The sequence below is a fragment of the Streptomyces sp. VNUA24 genome, assembly GCF_029167005.1.
GTDB classification, from domain to species: domain Bacteria; phylum Actinomycetota; class Actinomycetes; order Streptomycetales; family Streptomycetaceae; genus Streptomyces; species Streptomyces scabiei.
This window is the reverse complement of record NZ_CP119143.1, coordinates 1,964,348-1,983,621: the sequence shown is the minus strand read 5'-3', so window position 1 is coordinate 1,983,621 and position 19,274 is coordinate 1,964,348. Positions and strand designations below refer to the sequence as shown.

Annotated in this window: 18 protein-coding genes; 3 read left to right on the top strand and 15 right to left on the bottom strand. The window is 70.9% G+C overall.

The annotated features are described in order from the left end of the window. Positions 1-40: 40 nt before the first annotated feature. The 12 genes from PYR72_RS08300 to PYR72_RS08245 all read right to left on the bottom strand — a co-directional run bounded on the left by PYR72_RS08300 (position 41) and on the right by PYR72_RS08245 (position 11,790). Complete coding sequence (locus tag PYR72_RS08300) at positions 41-763, bottom strand: FadR/GntR family transcriptional regulator (RefSeq protein ID WP_275454678.1); 723 nt, start codon at positions 761-763, stop codon at positions 41-43. Then, complete coding sequence (locus tag PYR72_RS08295; RefSeq protein WP_275454677.1) at positions 754-1,782, bottom strand: aldo/keto reductase; 1,029 nt, start codon at positions 1,780-1,782, stop codon at positions 754-756. The genes PYR72_RS08300 and PYR72_RS08295 overlap by 10 nt, the downstream gene beginning before the upstream one ends. Before the next feature lie 45 nt (positions 1,783-1,827). After that, on the bottom strand, positions 1,828-2,865 hold the full coding sequence (locus PYR72_RS08290; RefSeq protein ID WP_275454676.1) for a sugar kinase: 1,038 nt from the start codon (positions 2,863-2,865) through the stop codon (positions 1,828-1,830). Next, a complete protein-coding gene (eda, locus tag PYR72_RS08285; protein WP_275454675.1) occupies positions 2,862-3,509 on the bottom strand; it encodes a bifunctional 4-hydroxy-2-oxoglutarate aldolase/2-dehydro-3-deoxy-phosphogluconate aldolase in 648 nt (215 codons plus the stop codon). Before eda ends, PYR72_RS08290 begins: the two co-directional genes overlap by 4 nt. Further along, a complete protein-coding gene (locus PYR72_RS08280) occupies positions 3,506-4,267 on the bottom strand; it encodes an SDR family oxidoreductase (protein ID WP_275454674.1) in 762 nt (253 codons plus the stop codon). The genes eda and PYR72_RS08280 overlap by 4 nt, the downstream gene beginning before the upstream one ends. Next, positions 4,264-5,307, bottom strand: coding sequence for an alcohol dehydrogenase catalytic domain-containing protein (locus tag PYR72_RS08275; RefSeq protein WP_275454673.1), 1,044 nt, complete (start codon positions 5,305-5,307; stop codon positions 4,264-4,266). The genes PYR72_RS08280 and PYR72_RS08275 overlap by 4 nt, the downstream gene beginning before the upstream one ends. Then, positions 5,304-5,741 (bottom strand): RbsD/FucU domain-containing protein, encoded by a 438-nt coding sequence (locus tag PYR72_RS08270; protein WP_275454672.1) that lies wholly within the window; start codon positions 5,739-5,741, stop codon positions 5,304-5,306. The genes PYR72_RS08275 and PYR72_RS08270 overlap by 4 nt, the downstream gene beginning before the upstream one ends. A 19-nt stretch (positions 5,742-5,760) precedes the next feature. Further along, positions 5,761-6,651, bottom strand: coding sequence for an amidohydrolase family protein (locus PYR72_RS08265; RefSeq protein WP_275454671.1), 891 nt, complete (start codon positions 6,649-6,651; stop codon positions 5,761-5,763). Then, the gene (locus tag PYR72_RS08260) at positions 6,644-7,969 is read right to left on the bottom strand and encodes an L-fuconate dehydratase (RefSeq protein WP_275454670.1); all 1,326 of its coding nucleotides are present in this window, start codon (positions 7,967-7,969) and stop codon (positions 6,644-6,646) included. Before PYR72_RS08260 ends, PYR72_RS08265 begins: the two co-directional genes overlap by 8 nt. A gap of 108 nt (positions 7,970-8,077) precedes the next feature. Beyond that, positions 8,078-9,121: an ABC transporter permease gene (locus PYR72_RS08255; protein WP_275454669.1), complete on the bottom strand. Its 1,044-nt coding sequence runs from the start codon at positions 9,119-9,121 to the stop codon at positions 8,078-8,080. Further along, on the bottom strand, positions 9,114-10,676 hold the full coding sequence (locus tag PYR72_RS08250) for a sugar ABC transporter ATP-binding protein (RefSeq protein ID WP_275454668.1): 1,563 nt from the start codon (positions 10,674-10,676) through the stop codon (positions 9,114-9,116). Before PYR72_RS08250 ends, PYR72_RS08255 begins: the two co-directional genes overlap by 8 nt. A 46-nt stretch (positions 10,677-10,722) precedes the next feature. Next, positions 10,723-11,790, bottom strand: a complete 1,068-nt coding sequence (locus PYR72_RS08245; protein ID WP_275454667.1) for a sugar ABC transporter substrate-binding protein — start codon at positions 11,788-11,790, stop codon at positions 10,723-10,725. A 456-nt stretch (positions 11,791-12,246) separates the two neighbouring features. Between PYR72_RS08245 and PYR72_RS08240 the strand changes: the two genes are divergently transcribed. From PYR72_RS08240 to PYR72_RS08230, 3 genes are all read left to right on the top strand, one after another. After that, positions 12,247-14,478: an alpha-L-fucosidase gene (locus PYR72_RS08240; RefSeq protein ID WP_275454666.1), complete on the top strand. Its 2,232-nt coding sequence runs from the start codon at positions 12,247-12,249 to the stop codon at positions 14,476-14,478. 109 nt (positions 14,479-14,587) lie between these two features. Then, positions 14,588-16,228: a phosphoglucomutase (alpha-D-glucose-1,6-bisphosphate-dependent) gene (gene pgm, locus PYR72_RS08235; RefSeq protein ID WP_275454665.1), complete on the top strand. Its 1,641-nt coding sequence runs from the start codon at positions 14,588-14,590 to the stop codon at positions 16,226-16,228. 174 nt (positions 16,229-16,402) lie between these two features. Further along, positions 16,403-17,500: a helix-turn-helix domain-containing protein gene (locus PYR72_RS08230; RefSeq protein ID WP_275454664.1), complete on the top strand. Its 1,098-nt coding sequence runs from the start codon at positions 16,403-16,405 to the stop codon at positions 17,498-17,500. 71 nt (positions 17,501-17,571) lie between these two features. Here the strand turns inward: PYR72_RS08230 and PYR72_RS08225 are convergent, their stop codons facing one another. The 3 genes from PYR72_RS08225 to PYR72_RS08215 all read right to left on the bottom strand — a co-directional run bounded on the left by PYR72_RS08225 (position 17,572) and on the right by PYR72_RS08215 (position 19,251). Beyond that, positions 17,572-18,321, bottom strand: a complete 750-nt coding sequence (locus PYR72_RS08225; RefSeq protein ID WP_275454663.1) for a D-Ala-D-Ala carboxypeptidase family metallohydrolase — start codon at positions 18,319-18,321, stop codon at positions 17,572-17,574. Between the two features lie 76 nt (positions 18,322-18,397). After that, a complete protein-coding gene (locus PYR72_RS08220; RefSeq protein WP_275454662.1) occupies positions 18,398-18,811 on the bottom strand; it encodes a hypothetical protein in 414 nt (137 codons plus the stop codon). A gap of 32 nt (positions 18,812-18,843) precedes the next feature. After that, on the bottom strand, positions 18,844-19,251 hold the full coding sequence (locus PYR72_RS08215) for a hypothetical protein (RefSeq protein WP_275454661.1): 408 nt from the start codon (positions 19,249-19,251) through the stop codon (positions 18,844-18,846). Between the last annotated feature and the right edge of the window lie 23 nt (positions 19,252-19,274).

Here is a 19,274-nt window from a genome sequence, read left to right as displayed (position 1 = left end):
CCCCGGCCGTGCGCGACGCCGACACCGGCGCCGACGCCCGTCAGCTCTGGGCGGGCGCCCCGTAGTTGAGGTGCCGGTTGGAACGCAGGTGTTCCCGCAGGGCCCGTTCGGTGTTGCTCACGTGCAGCAGGGCCGCCGCCTGGCTGAGGCCCGAGTCGCGGGTGACCAGGGCCGCGTAGATCGCCTCGTGCTCGGCGAGGGTCCGGCCCGCGGCCTCGTCGTCGACCAGGCCACGCCAGATCCGGGCGCGCAGCGTACGGCCCGAGACGCTCTCCAGCAGGGTCAGCAGGGTCTCGTTGCCGGTCGCCGCGACCACGGCACGGTGGAAGGCGGCGTCGTGCCGGTTGAGCAGTTCCACGTCGTCGCGGGCGTCACGCATGGCGTCCAGGTGCCCCTTGACCTCGGCCAGCTGATCGTCGCCGATCCGCAGAGCGGCCAGCCCGGTGGCGACGGGTTCGAGGAGGCGGCGCACCTCCATCAGGTCCTGCAGCGCGGCCGAGTCGCCCTGCAGCAGCTCCACCGCGCCGCCCAGCCCCTCCAGCAGCAGGCTCGGCTGCAGACTGGTGACGTAGGTGCCGTCTCCGCGACGGACCTCCAGGACCCGCGCCACGGCCAGCGCCTTGACCGCCTCCCGCGCGAGGTTGCGGGACAGGCCTAGTTGCGCCGCGAGATCCGGTTCCGGGGGCAGCTTCGATCCCGGCGGCAGCGCACCCGTGCGGATCAGCTCACGGATCTGGTCGATGGCCCTGTCCGTCAGAGACATTGCGAACTCCTCGCGCTACCGCCCCTGCCGGGCACGTCCGACCTGATCAGCCCCTGGGCCCGGAGATCGTCCCAGAGCTCGTCGGGGAGGTGCCGCTGATGGAGTTCCACGTTCCGTCCGACCTGTTCCGCAGTCCGCATACCGAGGGTGACATTGATGATAGTGGGATGGGTTAGTGGGAAGGCGATGGCGGCCGCGGGCAGGGTCGTTCCGTGGGCGGCGCAGATGTCGGCGATGGCTCGTGCCCTGTCGACGAGGGCGGTGGGGGCGTCCTGGTAGTCGTATTTCATGCCTTCGGCGGGGCGGTCGCGGGAGAGGAGGCCGGAGTTGAAGACGCCGACGGCGACGACGCTCTTGCCGTGTTCGTGTGCGGCGGGGAGGACGTCGTCGAGGGCGGTCTGGTCGAGGAGGGTGTAGCGGCCGGCGAGCATGACGATGTCGGCGGGGGTGTCGCGCAGGAAGCGGGCGAGCATGGCGGACTGGTTCATGCCGGCGCCGATGGCGCCGATCATGCCTTGGTCGCGGAGGTCGGCGAGGGTGGGCATGGCCTCGTCGGCGGCTTGCTGCCAGTGGTCGTCGGGGTCGTGGAGGTAGACGATGTCGAGTCGGTCCAGGCCAGTGCGGCGCAGGGTCTCCTCGATGGACCGCAGGACGCCGTCGCGGCTGAAGTCCCACTGCCGGCGCAGGTCGTCCCGGACGACGAAGCCCTCGGAGTCGACGCCCCGGGGCGCCTCGTTGGGGACGAGGAGGCGGCCGACCTTGGAGGAGACGACGTACTCGCCGCGCGGACGGTCCCGCAGCGCGGCTCCCAGGCGCAGTTCGGACAGGCCCAGCCCGTAGTGCGGGGCCGTGTCGAAGTAGCGGATGCCCGCGTCCCAGGCGGCATCGACAGCGGCCGACGCGTCATCGGCGGTGGTCTCGCGGTAGAGGTTGCCGATGACGGAGGCTCCGAAGCCGAGTTCGGTGAGTTCGACGGAGGTGTTCGTGATCTTCCGGCTACCTGGGGTCCGATGCCTCAACTGTGCTCCTGGTGAAGACGACTACGACTGTTGCGGATGGGCGGGTCAGCGCCTGACGGCGGCCGAGGTGCCCGCGATCAGGGCCTCGACCTCGGCGAGTGAGGCCATGGAGACGTCCCCGGGGGTGGTCATGACCAGGGCGCCGTGGGCGGTGCCGTAGGCGAGGGCCTGTTCGAGGGTGGTGCCGGTGAGGAGGCCGTACACGAGTCCGGCGGCGAAGCCGTCGCCGGAGCCGATGCGGTCCAGGACGTGCAGTCCGGGCATCCGGGGCCCGGTGACCAGGCCGGTCCCGGGCGACCAGGCGGCCGAGCCCCAGTCGTTGACCCCGGCCGAGGGCACTGCGCGCAGGGTCGTCGCCAGCACGTTCGCGGAGGGGACCCGGGAGGCGACCTCGGCGAGCGCGTCCCCCACCTCGTCGGCGAGGACCTGGACCTCGCCCGGGCGCGGACCGGCCAGGCCGAGGGCACCCGTGACGACATCGGCGTGGCGGGCCAGGCGGAGGTCCGTCTCGCGGGCGCGGTCGGGGCCGCCGCGGCCGGTCCAGAGGCTGGGGCGGTAGTTGGGGTCGTAGGAGACGGTGACGCCGTGACGACGGGCGGCTGTCATGGCTTCGTCGGCGACGTCGGCCGTGGTGTCGGACAGACCGGCGAAGATCCCGCCGGTGTGGAACCAGCGCACACCGCCGGAGAAGACGCTGTCCCAGTCGACGTCTCCCTTGCGGAGTCGTGAGGCGGCGGTGTGGGCGCGGTCGCTGACGCCGAGGGCGCCGCGGATGCCGTAGCCGCGCTCGACGAAGTTGAGGCCGTTGCGGGCGGTGCGGCCGATGCCGTCGTCGGGGGTCCAGCGGATCAAGGAGGTGTCGACGCCTCCTTGCAGGATGAGGTCCTCGACGAGGTGTCCGACGGCGTTGTCGGCGAGGGCGGTGACGACGGCGGTGCGCAGCCCGAAGCACCGGCGCAGTCCGCGGACGACGTTGTACTCGCCGCCGCCCTCCCACACCTGGAAGGTGCGGGTGGTGCGGATGCGTCCCTCGCCGGGGTCGAGTCGCAGCATGACCTCGCCGAGAGCCAGTACGTCGGTCATGAGGTGCTCCGGGTGCTGCGAGTGCTCCGCCGCACGGCTTCGGCGGTCAGGCGGCTGATCTCCGTGTACTCACCGTGTTCGAGGTGGGCGGGCGTGGCCATCCAGCTGCCGCCCACGGCCAGGACCGACGGCTCGGCGAGGTAGCCGGCCAGCAGGTCGGGGCCGATGCCGCCGGTCGGTATGAAACGCGCCTGCGGGAAGGGCGCCGCGAGTGCGCGCAGGGTTCGCAGGCCGCCGATCGCCTCGGCGGGGAACAGCTTGACCGTGTCCACACCGGCTCGCAGGGCCCGCATCAGCTCGGTGGCGGTGGCCACGCCGGGGACCACGGGCACTCCCAGTTCCCGGCACTTCGCGACGACGTCGTCGTCGAGGCCGGGGGAGACGACGAAGCGCGCCCCGGCCGCCACGGCACGTTCCGCCTGTTCGGGGGTGAGGATCGTGCCCGCGCCGACGACCAGCCCGCCGTGTGCGGCCATCGTCTTCACGGCCTGTTCGGCGCCCGTCGTGCGGAAGGTGACTTCGGCGCAGTGCGCGCCGCCGGTGGCCAGGGCGTCGGCCAGGGGAGCGGCGGTGGCCGGATCGGGCACGGTCAGAACCGGCACGATCCGGGCGCCGGCCAGCAGCTCGGTGAGGTGGGTGGTCATCGGCCGAGCCAGCCGCCGTCGACGGGGAGGGTGGTGCCGTGGATGTAGGTGGCGGCGTCGGAGGCGAGGAAGACGGTGGCGCCGGCGAGGTCGTCGGGGTTGCCCCAGCGTCCGGCGGGGATGCGGTCGAGGATGGCTTTGCTGCGGGTGGGGTCGTCCTGGAGGGCTTGGGTGTTGTCGGTGGCGATGTAGCCGGGGGCGAGGGCGTTGACGTTGACGCCGTGGGGTGCCCATTCGTTGGCGAGGGCTTTGGTGAGTCCGGTGATGCCGTGTTTGGCGGCGGTGTAGCCGGGGACGGTGATGCCGCCCTGGTAGCTGAGGAGGGAGGCGGTGAAGATGATCTTGCCGTGGCCGCGGGCGACCATCGCGGCCCCCACTGCACGGGTGAGGGCGAACTGGGCGGTGAGGTTGACCTGGAGTACCAACTCCCAGTCGGCGTCGGTGTGTTCGGTGGCGGGTGCGCGGCGGATGGTGCCGGCGTTGTTGACGAGGATGTCGACGGGGCGCTCGCGTCCGGCGAGGTCTGCGCCGAGGGCTCGTACGGCGTCGGGGTCGGCGAAGTCGGTGCGGAGGGCTTCGAAGGTGCGGCCGGTGGCGTGGACGTCTTTTTCGATGTCGCTGCCGGTGTTTTCGAGGGTGGCGCTGACGCCGATGATGTCGGCGCCGGCTTCGGCGAGGGCGCGGGCCATGGCGCGGCCGATGCCGCGGCGGGCGCCGGTGACGACGGCGAGCTTCCCGGTGAGGTCGAACAGGCTCATGCGCCGGCCCCCTGGGTTTCCGTGGTGCAGTCGACGAGGATCTTCATCACGTCTCCGCCTGATTCGAGTGCTTCGAAGGCGGCCGGTGCCTCGGTGAGGGGCACGGTCTTGCTGATGAGTTTCGCGGCGGGGATGGTGCCGTCGGCGACGAGGGCGACGGCTTTCTCGAAGTCGGTGCGGTCGTAGAGCCGTGCGCCGACGAGGGTGAGTTCGCGCCAGAAGAAGCGGTGGAGGTTGATCTCGCGGGGGCGGGGGTGGATGGCGACCAGGCACAGCCGGCCCCGCACGCCGAGGACGTCGACGGCGGTGTCGACGCCACCGGCGGCGCCGGACACCTCGAAGGCGACGTCCGCGCCCGCGTTCCCGGTCCACTCGCTGACGAGTGCGGTGACGTCGGCGGCGGACGGGTCCCACGTGGCAAGGCCGAGGTCTTCGGCCAGGAGCCGCCGGTGGGGGCTGAGTTCGACGACGCGGACGTCCGCTCCGGCGTTGCGGGCGACGAGGGCGATGAGGATGCCGACGGGTCCGCCGCCGACCACGACGACCTTCTCGCCGTCACGCACGGCGGCGCGGCCGACGTCGTGGACGGCCACGGCGGTGGGCTCGACGAGCGCGGCGTGGTCGAGGGGGACGGAGACGGGCAGGCGGACGAGAGTGGACGCAGGCACCGTCCAGCGTTGCTGCATGGCGCCGGGGGAGTCGATGCCGATGAAGTCGAGGTGGTGGCAGATGTGCTGGTGGCCGGCCTGGCAGGCGGGGCAGGTGTCGTCCCAGCGCAGGGGCATCACGGTGACCGCGTCCCCGGGCGCCCAGCCCTCGACACCGTCGCCGACGCGGACGATCCGGCCGGACATCTCGTGCCCCAGAACGGCGGGTGTCTGGACGCGGGCGTCCATGTCGCCGTGGAAGATGTGCAGGTCGGTACCGCAGATCCCGACAAAGGCGGGGGCCACCTCCACCTCGCCGGGACCGGGCGTGGCGGTGGCGGCGGGAGCGGTGTCCAGGGTGCGGGCGGACAGATAACGGACAGCGAGAGTCATCGTGAGATCAGGGTCCCTTCGGCGCGCACGCCGATCGTCAGCAGCAGATTGGCGTACGTACGGGTGTCGGCGGTGACGATCGCCAGCGCGACGTCGGAGGAGCGGGCGGCGTCGTAGAACTCGAAGCGGCCGAGCGTCCCGACCGGGACGGGGGCCAGACGGTCGCGGTACTCGGCGATGGCCGGCGGCTCCGGTTCGCCCTCCGGTGGCACCATCACGTGCGCGGACTCGATGGGAATCGCCCGCAGCAGGACGTCCAGGACGGTGGTGACGTCCAACAGGCCGGGGGCCAGGTTGAGGTGGACGATCCGGGCGCGTTCGCCGGTCGCGGTGCTCGCCGGGTAGTGGCCGTCGGCGAGCAGCACACGGGAGCCGTGGCCGGCGCCGGCCAGGGCTTCCAGGATTCCGGGGTGCAGCAGGTCGGTCAGGAGCACGGAGTGCCCTCCTTCCTCGTCAAGGGGTCTTCGGGGCAGGGGAGTTCAGCTGGTAGAAGGCGGTCGCGGTGTCGGCGAGGACCGCTGACGTCTCGGCGGCGGAGCAGCCGTCGAACAGCTCCTCGACGGTGGCCGCCCACCGGTTCCAGCCGCCCGCGAGGACGCAGACCGGCCAGTCCGAGCCGAACATCAGCCGCTCGGGGCCGAAGGCGGACAGCAGGACGCCCCACACGGGGCGGATGTCGTCGATCGTCCATCCCTGCGGGTCGGCCTCCGTGACCAGTCCCGAGACCTTGCAGCGCACCTGAGGGTGCGCGGCCAGCCTCCGCAACTCCCTTTCCCAGTCGCCCAGTTCGCCTCCGGCGATGGGCGGCTTGCCCGCGTGGTCGAGGACCAGCGGCAGGTCCGGGAAGCGCTCCGCCAGCTGGACCGCCTGGCCGAACTGGTGGCTGCGGATGAGCACGTCGTATGCCAGTCCGCGTTCACCGGCGGCCCGCAACCCCCTCTCCACGTAAGGCTGTTGTAGCCAACCCGGATCGGGCTCGCCCTGGACGAGGTGCCGTACGGCCCGCAGGTGTCCGCCGCCGGGACCGGCCCGCAGCTCGTCGAGCACGTCGCCGATGGCGGGGGAGGTCAGGTCGGCCCAGCCGACGACCGCCCCGATCAGGGGGTCCCGCCCGGCGAGGGCGAGGAGTTCGCGGGTCTCCGGCACGGAGGTGACGCACTGGACGACGACGGTGCTGCCCAGTGAGCGGCCGGCGATCGGCCGGGTCGCGGCCGTGCGCAGGTCGTCCGTGCCGAAGGTGCGGCGGATGGGTTCGTGGCCGGGCTCGTCCAGCCAGGGCTGTGGCCGGTGGGCGAGGTCCCACACATGATGGTGGGCGTCCACCAGCGCCGCGGTGTCAGACACGGGCGGACCAGACCGGGCCGTCGGGGTACGTGTACTCCTTCAGGGACTCGGGGTGCATCTCCGCGCTCAGGCCGGGGCGCTCGGGCGCCAGGTAGTGGCCGGCGGCGATGCGTACCGGGTCGACGAAGTGCTCGTGCAGGTGGTCGACGTACTCGATGACCCGGTCCTCGGTGGTGCCGGAGACGGCGACGTAGTCGAACATCGACAGGTGCTGGACCATCTCGCACAGGCCGACCCCGCCCGCGTGGGGGCAGACCGGCACCCCGAACTTCGCGGCGAGCAGCAGGATCGCGAGGTTCTCGTTGACGCCGCCGACCCGGGCGGAGTCGATCTGCACGATGTCCACCGCGCCGGCCTGGAGGAGCTGCTTGAAGACGACCCGGTTGGCGATGTGCTCGCCGGTGGCGACCTTGATGGGGGTCACGGCCCGGCGGACGGCGGCGTGGCCGAGGATGTCGTCGGGCGAGGTGGGCTCCTCGATCCAGTACGGGTCGTAGGGGGCCAGCTCCCGCATCCAGTCGATGGCGGGCTGGACGTCCCACCTCTGGTTGGCGTCGACCGCGATCCGGATACCGTCGCCGACGGTCGCGCGAGCCGTGCGCATACGGCGTACGTCGTCCTCCAGGTCCGCGCCGACCTTCAGCTTGATCTGGGTGAAGCCGTCGGCGACGGCCTCGCGGGCCAGGCGGGCGAGCTTCTCGTCGGAGTAGCCGAGCCAGCCGGGCGTGGTGGTGTAGGCGGGGTAGCCGCGCTCCAGCAGGCGGGCGGTGCGCTCCTCGCGGCCCGGCTCGGCGCCGCGCAGGATCTCCAGTGCCTCCTCGGGCGTGAGGGCGTCGGACAGCCAGCGGAAGTCGACCTGGGCGACCAGGTCCTCCGGCGACATCTCGGCCAGGAAACGCCACACGGGCTTGCCGGCGCGCTTGGCGGCGAGGTCCCAGGCCGCGTTGACGACGGCTCCGGTGGCCATGTGGATGGCGCCCTTCTCCGGTCCCAGCCAGCGCAGTTGGGGGTCGTGGACCAGGGAGCGGGAGAACGCGCCGAGGTCGCCGCAGACCTCGTCGACGGACAGGCCGACCACATGGGGGGCGAGCGCCGCGATGGCGGCGGCCTGCACGTCGTTGCCGCGTCCGGTGGTGAAGGCCAGGGCGTGGCCCTCCAGTCCGTCTCCGGAGTCGGTGCGCAGAACGACATAGGCGGCCGAGTAGTCGGGTTCGGGGTTCATCGCGTCCGACCCGTCCAGATGCTCGGACGTGGGGAACCGCACGTCGAGGACGTCCAGGGCGGTGATACGGGGGGAGACGGACTCAGCGGAGGACATGGCAACTCCTGTGCGAGCGGGGGACGGAAGGCCCCTGCGACGAGATGGGGAAGACCGGGGCGCGGCGGCCGTGCCGGCACCGTGGCTGCGGGCGGCTGCCGCCCGGTGTCACTCCTGGACCTTGCCGCCCGTGATGCGGGAGATCATGAGCGCGACCAGGATGATCAGGCCGTTGAGGGCGCCGATCCACTGGGCGGGGACGCCGGCCAGGGTGAGCACGTTCTGGATCATGAACAGCAGCAGGATGCCGCTGAACGCGCCGAACATCGTGCCCTTGCCGCCGTTGAGGCTGATCCCGCCGATCACGGCGGCGGCGAAGACGGTGAAGATGTAGCCGTTGCCCTGTGCGGAGGCCACCGAGGCCAGGCGCCCGGAGAGCAGCAGTCCGGCGAGGGCGGCGAGAAGGCTGCCGGTGACGATGACGATCCACAGCACCCGGTCGGTCCGGATACCGGCCGCCTTCGCCGCGTCGACGTTGCCGCCGATGGCGTACAGGGACCGGCCGAAGCTGGTCCAGCCGAGGACGACGACGGCGACCGCGAACAGGGTGAGGCAGAGCCATATGGAGGCGGGCACCCCCAGCCACTGGGCCGTGCCGAGATAGAGCATCGACTCCGGCAGCTGGAAGAAGGTCTGGCCGCCGGAGATCCCGGTCAGGACGCCGCGCAGGACGATCAGCATGCCCAGGGTGACGATGAAGCCGTTGAGACCGAAACGGATGATCAGCAGGGCGTTGATCACGCCGATCAGCGCCCCCACGGCGAGGGTGACGGGGATGGCCCAGGCGCCCGGCAGGAGCCCGAGGCCGTGCCCGGCGCCGGTCGGTACGACCAGCCAGGCCGCGACACCGGGCGCGAGGCCCATGGTCGACTCCAGGGACAGGTCCATCTTCTTGACGATGAGGATCATCGTCTGGGCGAGGACCAGCAGGGCGATCTCGGACATGGTCTGCAGGACGTTGATGAGGTTGTCGCCCTGCAAGAAGACCGGGTTGACTATCTGGCCGACGATCGCGATGACCACGATCGCGGGGACCAGCGCGAGGTCGCGCAGCCGGGCCAGGGGGATGCGGCCGCCGAACAGCGCGGTTCCCTTGGCCCGGGGCGCGGTTGCCTTGGGGGCGGGTGTGTCCGCGAGGACGGTTTCAGGCATGGAGGTCCACTCCTTCCATCGCGGCCACGAGGTCGTGGTCGTGCCAGCCGCGGGCGATCTCTGAGGTCACTCGGCCCTGGAACATCACCAGGACCCGGTCGCACATGCGCAGGTCGTCGAGTTCGTCGGAGGCGATGAGCACTCCGGTGCCGGTCTGCGCGGTCTCCTCGACCTTGCCGAGGAGGAACTCCTTGGAGCGCACGTCCACGCCCGCGGTCGGGTTGATCAGGACCAGCAGCCGGGGATCGTCGGCGAGGGCGCGGGCCATGACGACCTTCTGCTGGTTGCCGCCCGACAGGGAGGAGACGGGCAGTTCGGGGCCGGGGGTCTTGATCGCCAGTTTCTCGATCATGCCCTCGGCGAGCCGGTCGCGGGTGCGGCCGCTGAGGAACCCGTTGTGCCCGAGCCGGTGCGGTACGGACAGCGTGGCGTTGTCCGCGATCGACATGTCGGGGACGTACCCCTGGTGGTGCCGGTCCTGCGGGACGAACCCGGCGCCCGCGGCGAGCGCGGCGGGGACGCTGCCCGGGCGGGGACGCGTTCCGGCGATCTCGACCCGGCCGCCGTCGGCGGTCCGCAGTCCCACGACGGTCTCGGCGACCTCGGTGCGGCCGCTGCCGGCGGCCCCGGCGAGACCGACGATCTCCCCGGCACGCACCTGGAAGGAGACACCGCGGTAGGCGTCGCCGTCCAGGCCGCTGATGTCCAGGGCCGCGGTGGCGTCCGTGTTCAGTGAACTCGCCCGCTCCTGGCTGCGGTCGGCGGCGGCCTCGCCGGTCATGGCGGCGACGAGTTCGGTGCGGGGGAGTTCGGTGACCGGCGCGGTCAGGATGTGCCGGGCGTCCCGGAACACCGTCACCATGTCGCAGATCTCGTAGATCTCCTGGAGGTGGTGGCTGATGAACAGGAAGGTGACACCCTGGCGCTGCAGGTCACGGATGCGGTCGAAGAGCCGGTTGATCGCCGCGCCGTCGAGCTGGGCGGTCGGTTCGTCGAGGATGATGAACCGGGCGCCGAACGACAGCGCGCGGGCGATCTCCACGAACTGGCGCTGCTCCACGTCGAGTTCGCCGGCCGGTGTCTGCGGGTCCACGTCCACCGACCAGGTCGACAGCAGTTCCTGGGCACGGCCGCGCACCCCCCGCCAGCTGATCAGCCGGTGCCGGCCGTGGTCGTGCCGGTTCAGGAAGAGGTTCTCGGCGACGGTCAGCGTGGGGATGATCGTCGACTTCTGGTAGACGCAGGCCACCCGCTGCCGCCAGGCGTCCCGGTCCGCGAGGCGGGGCGCCGGGGCACCGCCGAAGGTGACCGTGCCCTCGTCGGGGGCCTGGAGCCCGGTGAGGACGGAGACCAGGGTGGACTTGCCGGCGCCGTTGCGGCCGACGAGCGCGTGGGTCTCGCCGGGCCGGATGGTGATCCGGGCGCCGTTCAGGGCCACCGTCGGACCGAATCGCTTGACTATGCCCGTCGCCTCGACGACGGCCGGGCCCGCCGGGGCCCGTCCGTCGTCCGTCGGGGCGGGCGCGGGGGTGACTGCTCGCTCCCCGTCGCTCATCTCAACCGCCTCTTGCTCGATAGCCGTTGGGTTCTGGAGGACGACATCAGCCGAGGTTGTTGCCCCACAGGGACGTGTCGTCGCTCTTCACGCTGGGCACACCGCCGTAGGTGCCGCCGTCCGCCGTGACGAGCGGGGCGGACAGCTGGTCCTCCAGCAGTCCGTCGCGGACCTGGATGATGGTGCTGTCGTGGTCGGTCTTGCCGGGCTTGAAGGTCTTCCCGTCGATCGCGGCCTTGAGGTAGTACAGGGCGTACTTGGCGTAGAGGTCGGCCGGCTGGGAGACGGTGGCGTCGATCTTCCCCGCGGCTATCGACTTGAGCTCCTCGGGGATGCCGTCGTTGGAGACCACGAACACGTGCTTCTTGTTCTTCGGGTCGACCAGCAGACCCTTCTGCTTGAGGACCTGGAGGGTGCCGGACAGGGCGAAGCTGGACTGCATGTAGATGCCCTTGATGTCCGGGTGGGCGGTGAGGTCCGTCTGCAGCTTCTGCGCGGCGACGGCGCCGTCCCAGTTGGTGGCCTCACCGAACACCTTGATGTCCGGGTAGTTCTTCTTCATGCACTCGTTGAACGCCTCGGTGCGGTCACGGCCGTTGATGGAGTCCAGGCCGCCCTGGAGCATGACGACCTTGCCCTTGCCGCCGAGCTTCGTGCCGAGGTACTGGCACGCCTTCTCGCCGTAGGCCCGGTTGTCGGCCCGGACGACCATGTAGACCTTGCCGCTGTCGGGGCGGGTGTCGACGGTGACGACCGGTATCTTCTTGGCCTCCAGCTGCGCCAGGGTCGGCGCGATGGCGGCGGTGTCCTGCGGGGCCATCGCGACGCCCTTGACGCCCTGGCTCAGGAAAGTCTGCGCGTTCGCGGTGAGCTTGGCGACGTCGTTCTGCGAGTTGGTGGTCTTCAGGGAGAGCCCCAGCTCCTTGGCGTACTCCGGCGTGTACTTGATGTACGAGTTCCAGAAGTCGGTGTCGGAGCGCGGGTAGTCGACGCCGACCAGCGGCTTGTCGTCGCTCGACGCGGCGGTGGTGCTGCCGGAGCCGCCGCAGGCGGTGAGCAGTGCCAGGGCGGAGAGTGCGGAGGCAGCAGAACAGAGGGCGGTTCTGACTCTCATCGGTGATTCCTCACGCTGGTCCCGTAGCGGGAGATGTTTCGTGAGCGACGGCTGTGTGTCGTCGCCAGGGGAGAGATGGGATGTATGTATAGGCCGGGATTCGCGTTCTGTCCAGCCCTTCGTATGTTTTGCCTCAAAGTAACGGCTCATTCGGGACTTTTCGGGGCGAGAGTGGCCTCAAGGCGAGAGGAATCCATCCCATCAATCGTGACCGGTCCGTGATCGGCCAGGACGAGGCGGAGTCGGCAAACATGTGATGCCTCAGGGTGAAAAAGTGGGGCAAAGTAGTGCTGATCGGATGAAACATCTCTCCGATTGACCACTTTCATCCCTGCACGCCCGTTGACACCGCGAGGCGGCGTGCGGTGACCTTCCTGCGTGACGAGCGGCGCCACGGAGCCCGAGGGCCGCATCGACCGCCCTCCCCCTGTCTCCCCTCCGCATCAGGGATGTCCCATGTCGAGTTCGATCAACAGACGTCAGCTCCTGGTCGGCGCCACCTGTGTGGCCGCGGCCGCCGTCGCCGGAGGCGTCCTCGGCGCCGGCACCGCACAGGCCGCGCCCAGCACGTACACGCCCGACTGGGGCTCGGTCGACCAGCACCCGCCGGCCCCCGAGTGGTTCCAGGACGCCAAGTTCGGCATCTACTTCCACTGGGGCGCCTTCAGCGTTCCCGCGTACGACAACGAGTGGTACCCGCGCTCCATGTACCAGAGCGGGAGCAACGCCAACAAGCACCACACGGCGACCTACGGCAGCCCCGCCTCCTGGCCGTACCGCGACTTCATCGACGGCGCCCGGGACCTGTCGGGCAACACCGTGAAGTTCGCGCCGAAGCTCAAGTCGGCCGGAGGCAACTTCGACCCCGACGAATGGGTCCAGCTCTTCGTCGACGCGGGCGCGAAGTTCGCCGGCCCCGTCGCCGAGCACCACGACGGCTTCTCCATGTGGGACAGCCAGGTCAACGAGTGGAACTCGGTGGACAAGGGCCCCGGGCTGGACCTGCTGGACCTGTTCACGGCGGCGATCCGCGGCAAGAACCTCAAGCTCCTGGTCGCCATGCACCACGCCTACCACTACAACGGCTTCTACGAGTTCGCGCCCGCGCAGAGCGACACCAGCCTCAAGAAGCTGTACGGGCAGCTGAGCCGGGCGGCGGAGGACCAGCTCTGGTACGACAAGCTCAAGGAGGTCATCGACCGGGCCGAGCCCGACATCCTCTGGCAGGACTTCAAGCTGGACGCCGTCGACGAGACCCAGCGGCTCAAGTTCCTGTCGTACTACTACAACCAGGCCAACAGCTGGGGCCGTGAGGTCGTCGCCACGTACAAGGACGGCATGAACGGCAAGGGCGAGATGTTCGACTACGAGCGCGGCGGGCCGGCCGACCTCACCGCCCCGTACTGGCTCACCGACGACAGCATCTCCAGCTCCAGCTGGTGCTACACCCAGGGCATCGGCTACTACAGCACCCAGCAGATGCTGCACTCCTTCCTCGACCGGGTCAGCAAGAACGGCAACGTGCTGCTGAACATCGCGCCGATGGCCGACGGCACCATCCCCCAGGCCCAGAAGAACATCCTGCTCGGCATAGGGGACCATCTGAAGCGCTTCGGCGAGTCCGTCTACGCGACCCGCGCCTGGACCGCGTACGGCGAGGGCCCGACCAAGATGGGGGGCGGCTCCTTCACCACCCCGCACGCCGGCACCGCCCAGGACATCCGCTTCACCCGCAACAAGGCCAACACCGTCCTGTACGCCACCGTCCTGGGCTGGCCCGGCAGCTCCGTGACGATCAAGACGCTCACCTCGGACCGGATCAGCCTGTCGTCGCTGACCTCGGTCAAGCTCCTCGGCACCACCGCCGGCACCTACACCGACCTGCCGTCCCCGGTCCAGAACTCCTCCGGGCTGACCGTCACCCTGCCCGCGTCGGCGCCGTACAGCGCCGACGCGTACGTCCTGAAGCTCACCTTCTCCGGGCAGATCCCCAGCCTCCGGCCGCTCGCCGGGGCCGTCGCCTTCCGGGACGTCGACTACGCGGGCACCGGCGCCGTGCTCCCCGTCGGCGACCACACCGCGGACGCGCTGACCGCGGCAGGGCTCGGCACGCTCACCCTCTCCTCGCTCCGGCTCGCCCCCGGGTACCAGGTCGTCGGCTACTCCGGGGACGGCTTCACCGGCACCTCCTGGACGTTCACCGCCGACAACCCCGACCTGCGGGTGACCGGCAACAACGACAAGATCAGCTCCCTGCGGGTGCAGTTCAGGCCCACGGCGTACTTCCGCGTCGACAACGTCACCAACGGCCTCTCCCTCGACAGCGGCGGCAACGTCGCCTCCGGCTCCAACCTCAAGCAGTGGACCTGGGACGGCCACAACAACCTGCAGTGGCAGGTGGTCGACGTCGGCGGGGGCCACGTCAGGCTCGTCAACCGCACCAACGGCATGGTCGCCGACGGCTGGGGCGCCACCGCCAACGGCTCGGCCGCCCGGCAGGCCGCCTGGAACGGCTCCGCCAACCAGCAGTGGAAGATCACCCACCGGGGCGACGGCCGGCACTCGATCACCAACCGGGGCACCGGCATGGTCCTCGACGGCGCCGGAAACGTGGCCTCGGGATCCGTCGCCAAACAGTGGGCTTACAACAGCAGCACCAATCTGCTGTGGACCTTCACGGCACTGTGACCCACCCCGGCCCACGACGACGGCCGGCCGGTACGCGTGCGTGCCGACCGGCCGGGCGGGGGAGAATGGGGGCCGAACCCAACGGTCGGCCAGTGCGGAGGAACGGGACATGCAGGACGCGCGAGCAGGACAGGTCGCCGGACCCGAGGATCTCGTCGATGTGGCCCGCCTGGTCACGGCGTACTACGCGCTCCACCCCGACCCGGCCGAGCCAGGGCAACGGGTCGCCTTCGGCACCTCGGGACACCGCGGTTCCTCGCTCGCGACCGCGTTCAACGACGACCACATCGCCGCCACCAGCCAGGCCATCTGCGAGTACCGCACCGCGCAGGGCACCGACGGCCCCCTCTTCCTCGGCGCCGACACCCACGCCCTGTCCGAGCCCGCCCGGATCACGGCCCTGGAGGTGTTCGCCGCCAACGACGTGAGCGTCCTCATCGACCAGGCCGACGGCTACACCCCCACCCCGGCGGTCTCGCACGCCATCCTCGCCCACAACCGCGGCCGCACGTCCGGCCTCGCCGACGGTGTGGTGGTCACCCCCTCGCACAACCCGCCCGCCGACGGCGGCTTCAAGTACAACCCGCCGAGCGGCGGCCCCGCCGGCTCCGAGGCCACCTCGTGGATCCAGGACCGGGCCAACGAGATCATCACCGGTGGCCTCAAGGACGTACGCCGCATCCCCTACAGCCGCGCCCTGACCGCCCCTGGCACCGGCCGCCACGACTTCCTCGGCGCCTACACGGCCGACCTGCCGAACGTGCTGGACCTGGACGCGATCCGGTCCGCCGGTGTGCGCATCGGCGCCGATCCGCTGGGCGGCGCCTCCGTCGCCTACTGGGGCCGGATCGCCGAGGAGCACCGGCTCGACCTGACGGTGGTGAACCCGCTCACCGACCCCACCTGGCGGTTCATGACGCTGGACTGGGACGGCAAGATCCGTATGGACTGCTCCTCGCCGTACGCGATGGCCTCGCTCATCGAGCGGCGCGACCGGTTCGACATCTCCACCGGCAACGACGCCGACGCCGACCGGCACGGCATCGTCACCCGGGACGCGGGCCTGATGAACCCCAACCACTATCTGGCGGTGGCGATCTCCTACCTCTTCGCGCACCGGGAGCGGTGGCCCGAGGCCGCCGGGATCGGCAAGACCCTGGTGTCCTCCTCCATGATCGACCGGGTCGCCGCCGACGTCGGCCGCCGTCTGGTCGAAGTCCCCGTCGGATTCAAGTGGTTCGTCGACGGCCTGTCCGGCGGGACCCTCGGTTTCGGCGGTGAGGAGTCGGCCGGCGCGTCCTTCCTGCGCCGCGACGGATCGGTGTGGACCACCGACAAGGACGGCATCATCCTCGCGCTGCTCGCGTCCGAGATCACGGCCGTGACCGGCCGGACCCCCTCGCAGCACTACACCGCGCTCACCGACCGCTTCGGCGCCCCCGCCTACGCCCGCGTCGACGCCCCCGCCTCCCGCGAGGAGAAGGCACTGCTCGCCCGGCTCTCGCCCCGCCAGGTCACCGCCGACGCCCTCGCCGGGGAGCGGGTCACCTCGGTCCTCACCGAGGCCCCGGGCAACGGCGCCGCCCTCGGCGGCATCAAGGTCTCCACCGACAACGCCTGGTTCGCGGCCCGCCCTTCGGGCACGGAGGACGTCTACAAGATCTACGCGGAGTCCTTCCTCGGCCCCGACCACCTGCGCCGCGTCCAGGAGGAGGCCAGGTCCGTGGTGCTCGCCGCGCTCAGCGCGTGACGAGGACGGCTCCCGGCGGCCCGGCCCGGGCCGCCCGGGCCGGGTTGACATTCCTTCAAATACCTTCATGCGCAGGGTTGTTGGCGGTCGTTTTCCCGCAGTGAACGGGCACGCGCACGTCCCTGGGCGGTGTAGCTTCTACCCGTCAGTAGGGGCTTGAGCAAGGGTGGACGTGTGGGTGCCTCTCCGCATGCGGAAAAATTTGCCGCCTGCCTTCGGATGCTGAAGGACCGCAGCGGCCGGGGCTACGACCGCCTCGGCAAGGAGGCCGGTGTCAGCGGCTCCAGCCTGCACCGGTACTGCTCCGGACTGAGCGTGCCGACGGACTACCGGGTCGTGCACGCCTTCGCCAAGGTGTGCGGCGCCAGCGCGGAGGAACTCCGCGAACTGCACCGGTTGTGGGCGCTGGCGGACACCGAGCGGGACGCGCCGCCCGCGACGGCGGCGGCGAGCGCCGGACCCGGGGCGCCCGCCGAGCGCGAGCCCGCCCCGGGGACCGCCGTCCCGGAGGCCGCCGAGTCGGCGGAGCGTCCCGCGGACGACACCATCGCGCCGGAGACCGTCGGCGGCGGGCCCGGGCGGTCGCCGCGGTCCCGCATCACCGAGAGACTCACCTCCCGTTTCGCGCTCCTGGCCGCCGTGGTCGTGGTGACCCTGGTCGCCGGCCTGGTGTGGTGGCCGGCGGGGGCTCCGGCCGGAGCCTCGCCGCCGTCCGACGACAGGCTGCTGTACTCGCCCGCCTGCGCGTCGGTGAGCATGGGGCAGCACGACGCGTGCGTACGCGAGGTGCAGGTCCTGCTGACCCGGGCCGGGGGCCGCCTCGCCGTCGACGGGGACTTCGGGCCGGAGACCCTGCGCCGGCTGACCGCGTTCCAGGTGCTGGCGCGCGTGGCGGCCCGCAGCGTCGTCGACGACGCCACGAAGAAGGCGCTCTACGCGGGCAAGGTCAGCATGGCGAGCTGGTCGCCGGCCAAGGTGACCGAGCGGATCCGCGCGGTGTTCGTCGAGGATCCCGACACCGCCGTGGCGATCGCCCGCTGCTCGTCGTTCCTCGACCCCCTGTGGGTGCTGCCCAACACCAACGGCAGCCGCAACTGGGGCGTGTTCCAGATCTCCGACGCCAGCCTGCGGAAACTAGACGGCACACCGCTGCGGGCCTTCGACCCGGCGTGGAACATCGAGGCCGCCCACCGGCTGTGGAGCGTACGGCGCGACTTCCACGACTGGCCGGCCTGCGAGGCCGCGCTGAAGGACACTCCCGAGAAGAGCTGAGGCCCGAGAGGGCCGGGCACCGCCGCCGCGGCACCCGGCCCTCCCGGTTCCGGTGATCAGGGGCGGACGCCTCAGACCGTGCCGCTCTCCCACCACCAGTCGCGGCCGAGGTCGGCCCGGCTGTCGACGTGCTGGTGGTCGACGGTGTACCGCTCCAGCCCGGAGAACCCGCAGGTCTCCGCCTTCTGGTAGACGGTCTTGGTGGCGACGCCGGGCACGTCGAGGTCGGCCGCGGTGCCGTACAGGTGCATGCTGTCGCTGGCCCCGCCGATCTCGGCGTTGTGCGCGATGCTCCGGAAACCGGAGTTGACCGTGATCGGCCTGTCGCCCAGCTTCTTGCGCAGCGCCTCCAGCTTGTACATGCAGCGGCGGGCGTTCTCCTTCACCTGCGCCGCGCTCGCCTTGCCGCCGTTGAAGGTGCCGCTGGACTGGTCCACGAACTCGCTCCAGTTGAAGTGGGCCGTGGAACCGTCCGACTGCTCCAGCGCGTTGAGCTTCGCCTGGGTGTTGGGGCCGGCGACGCCGTCGGCGTCGAGGCCGTACGCGGCCTGGAACCGCTTGACGGCGGCGAGCGTGCCGGGGCCGAAGTCGCCGTCGAGGCCGACGCGGGTGTGGCTCGGGCTGTCGGCCGCCCAGCCGGAGACCCGGATCTGCAGTTCGAGCACGTCGGCGCCGCTGTCGCCCTGTTTCATGGTGCGCGACCACGCGTAGGCCTGCGCGGTGCCCGAGAACAGCAGCTGTCCGAACGCGATGCCGGCGCCGGCGGCCACGGTGCCCCGCAGCAGGCTGCGGCGGTCGAACGGACGGAAGGAGGAGGTCATCTGGGTCGTACCTTTCCGGAACGGTGGTGAACGGTGCGGCGGGTGGTGCGGGTGGTGCGGGTGGTGCGGAAGGAGATCAGTAGGCGAGCTGGAAGTTCACGTTCTGCGCGTCGGTGTCGTAGGGGCCGACGCGCAGAACGAAGCGGGTGCCGTCCCTGACATCGGTGGCGACCGTCGCCCACGGGGTGCCGTGGAGGGAGTACGTGTTGTCGTGGTTGCACCTGTCGGTGTGCTCGACGAACACCACACAGGCGTAGAGGAACGCGCCGTTGTCCGTGGTGAGCCGCATGTTGATGTCGCCGCACCGGGAGGACGTGGTGAACGGCCCGTAGTCCTTGGGGCCCACCTGGTAGCGGTAGTTGAGGTTCTTCGCGCCGCCGTAGCAGCTGGTCGCCGCGGCCGAGGACTGTGCGGCGGCGGGCGCGGCACCCGCCGCCAGCAATGCGGCCACGGTGACGAGAGCCGAGGCGAGCGCCCGGGTCCTGATCATGGTGGTCTCCGTTCGGTGAGGTGGGCGAGACGTCAGAAGGCGATCTGGAAGGTGGCGGAACTGCCCTCCAGGTCCACGCCGTTGGGCACGGTGAAGGTGGTCCCGTTGAGGACGTCGGTGGCGATCGTCGTCCAGCTGCGGCCGATCTTGGTCCAGTAGTTGCAGCCGGCGGCCCGCGCGAACTTCACGCAGGCCCAGCCGAAGTCGGCGTCGCCGCCGGTCATCCGCATGTTGATGTCCGTGCAGCGGCTCGTGGTCACGTACGGGCCGAAGTCGCGGACCTCCCCGTAGCGGACCGTGACCGCTCCGCCATAGCAGCTCGTGGCGGCGGTGGCGGTGGCGGCGGTGGCGGCGGTGGCGGCCGAGGCGGGCGCCGGGACGACGAAGCCCAGGACGGCGAGCACGGCGACGAGGGCCGCGCGGGAGAGGCGGTCGGTCATGGTGTTGCTCCTCGGTAGGGCGA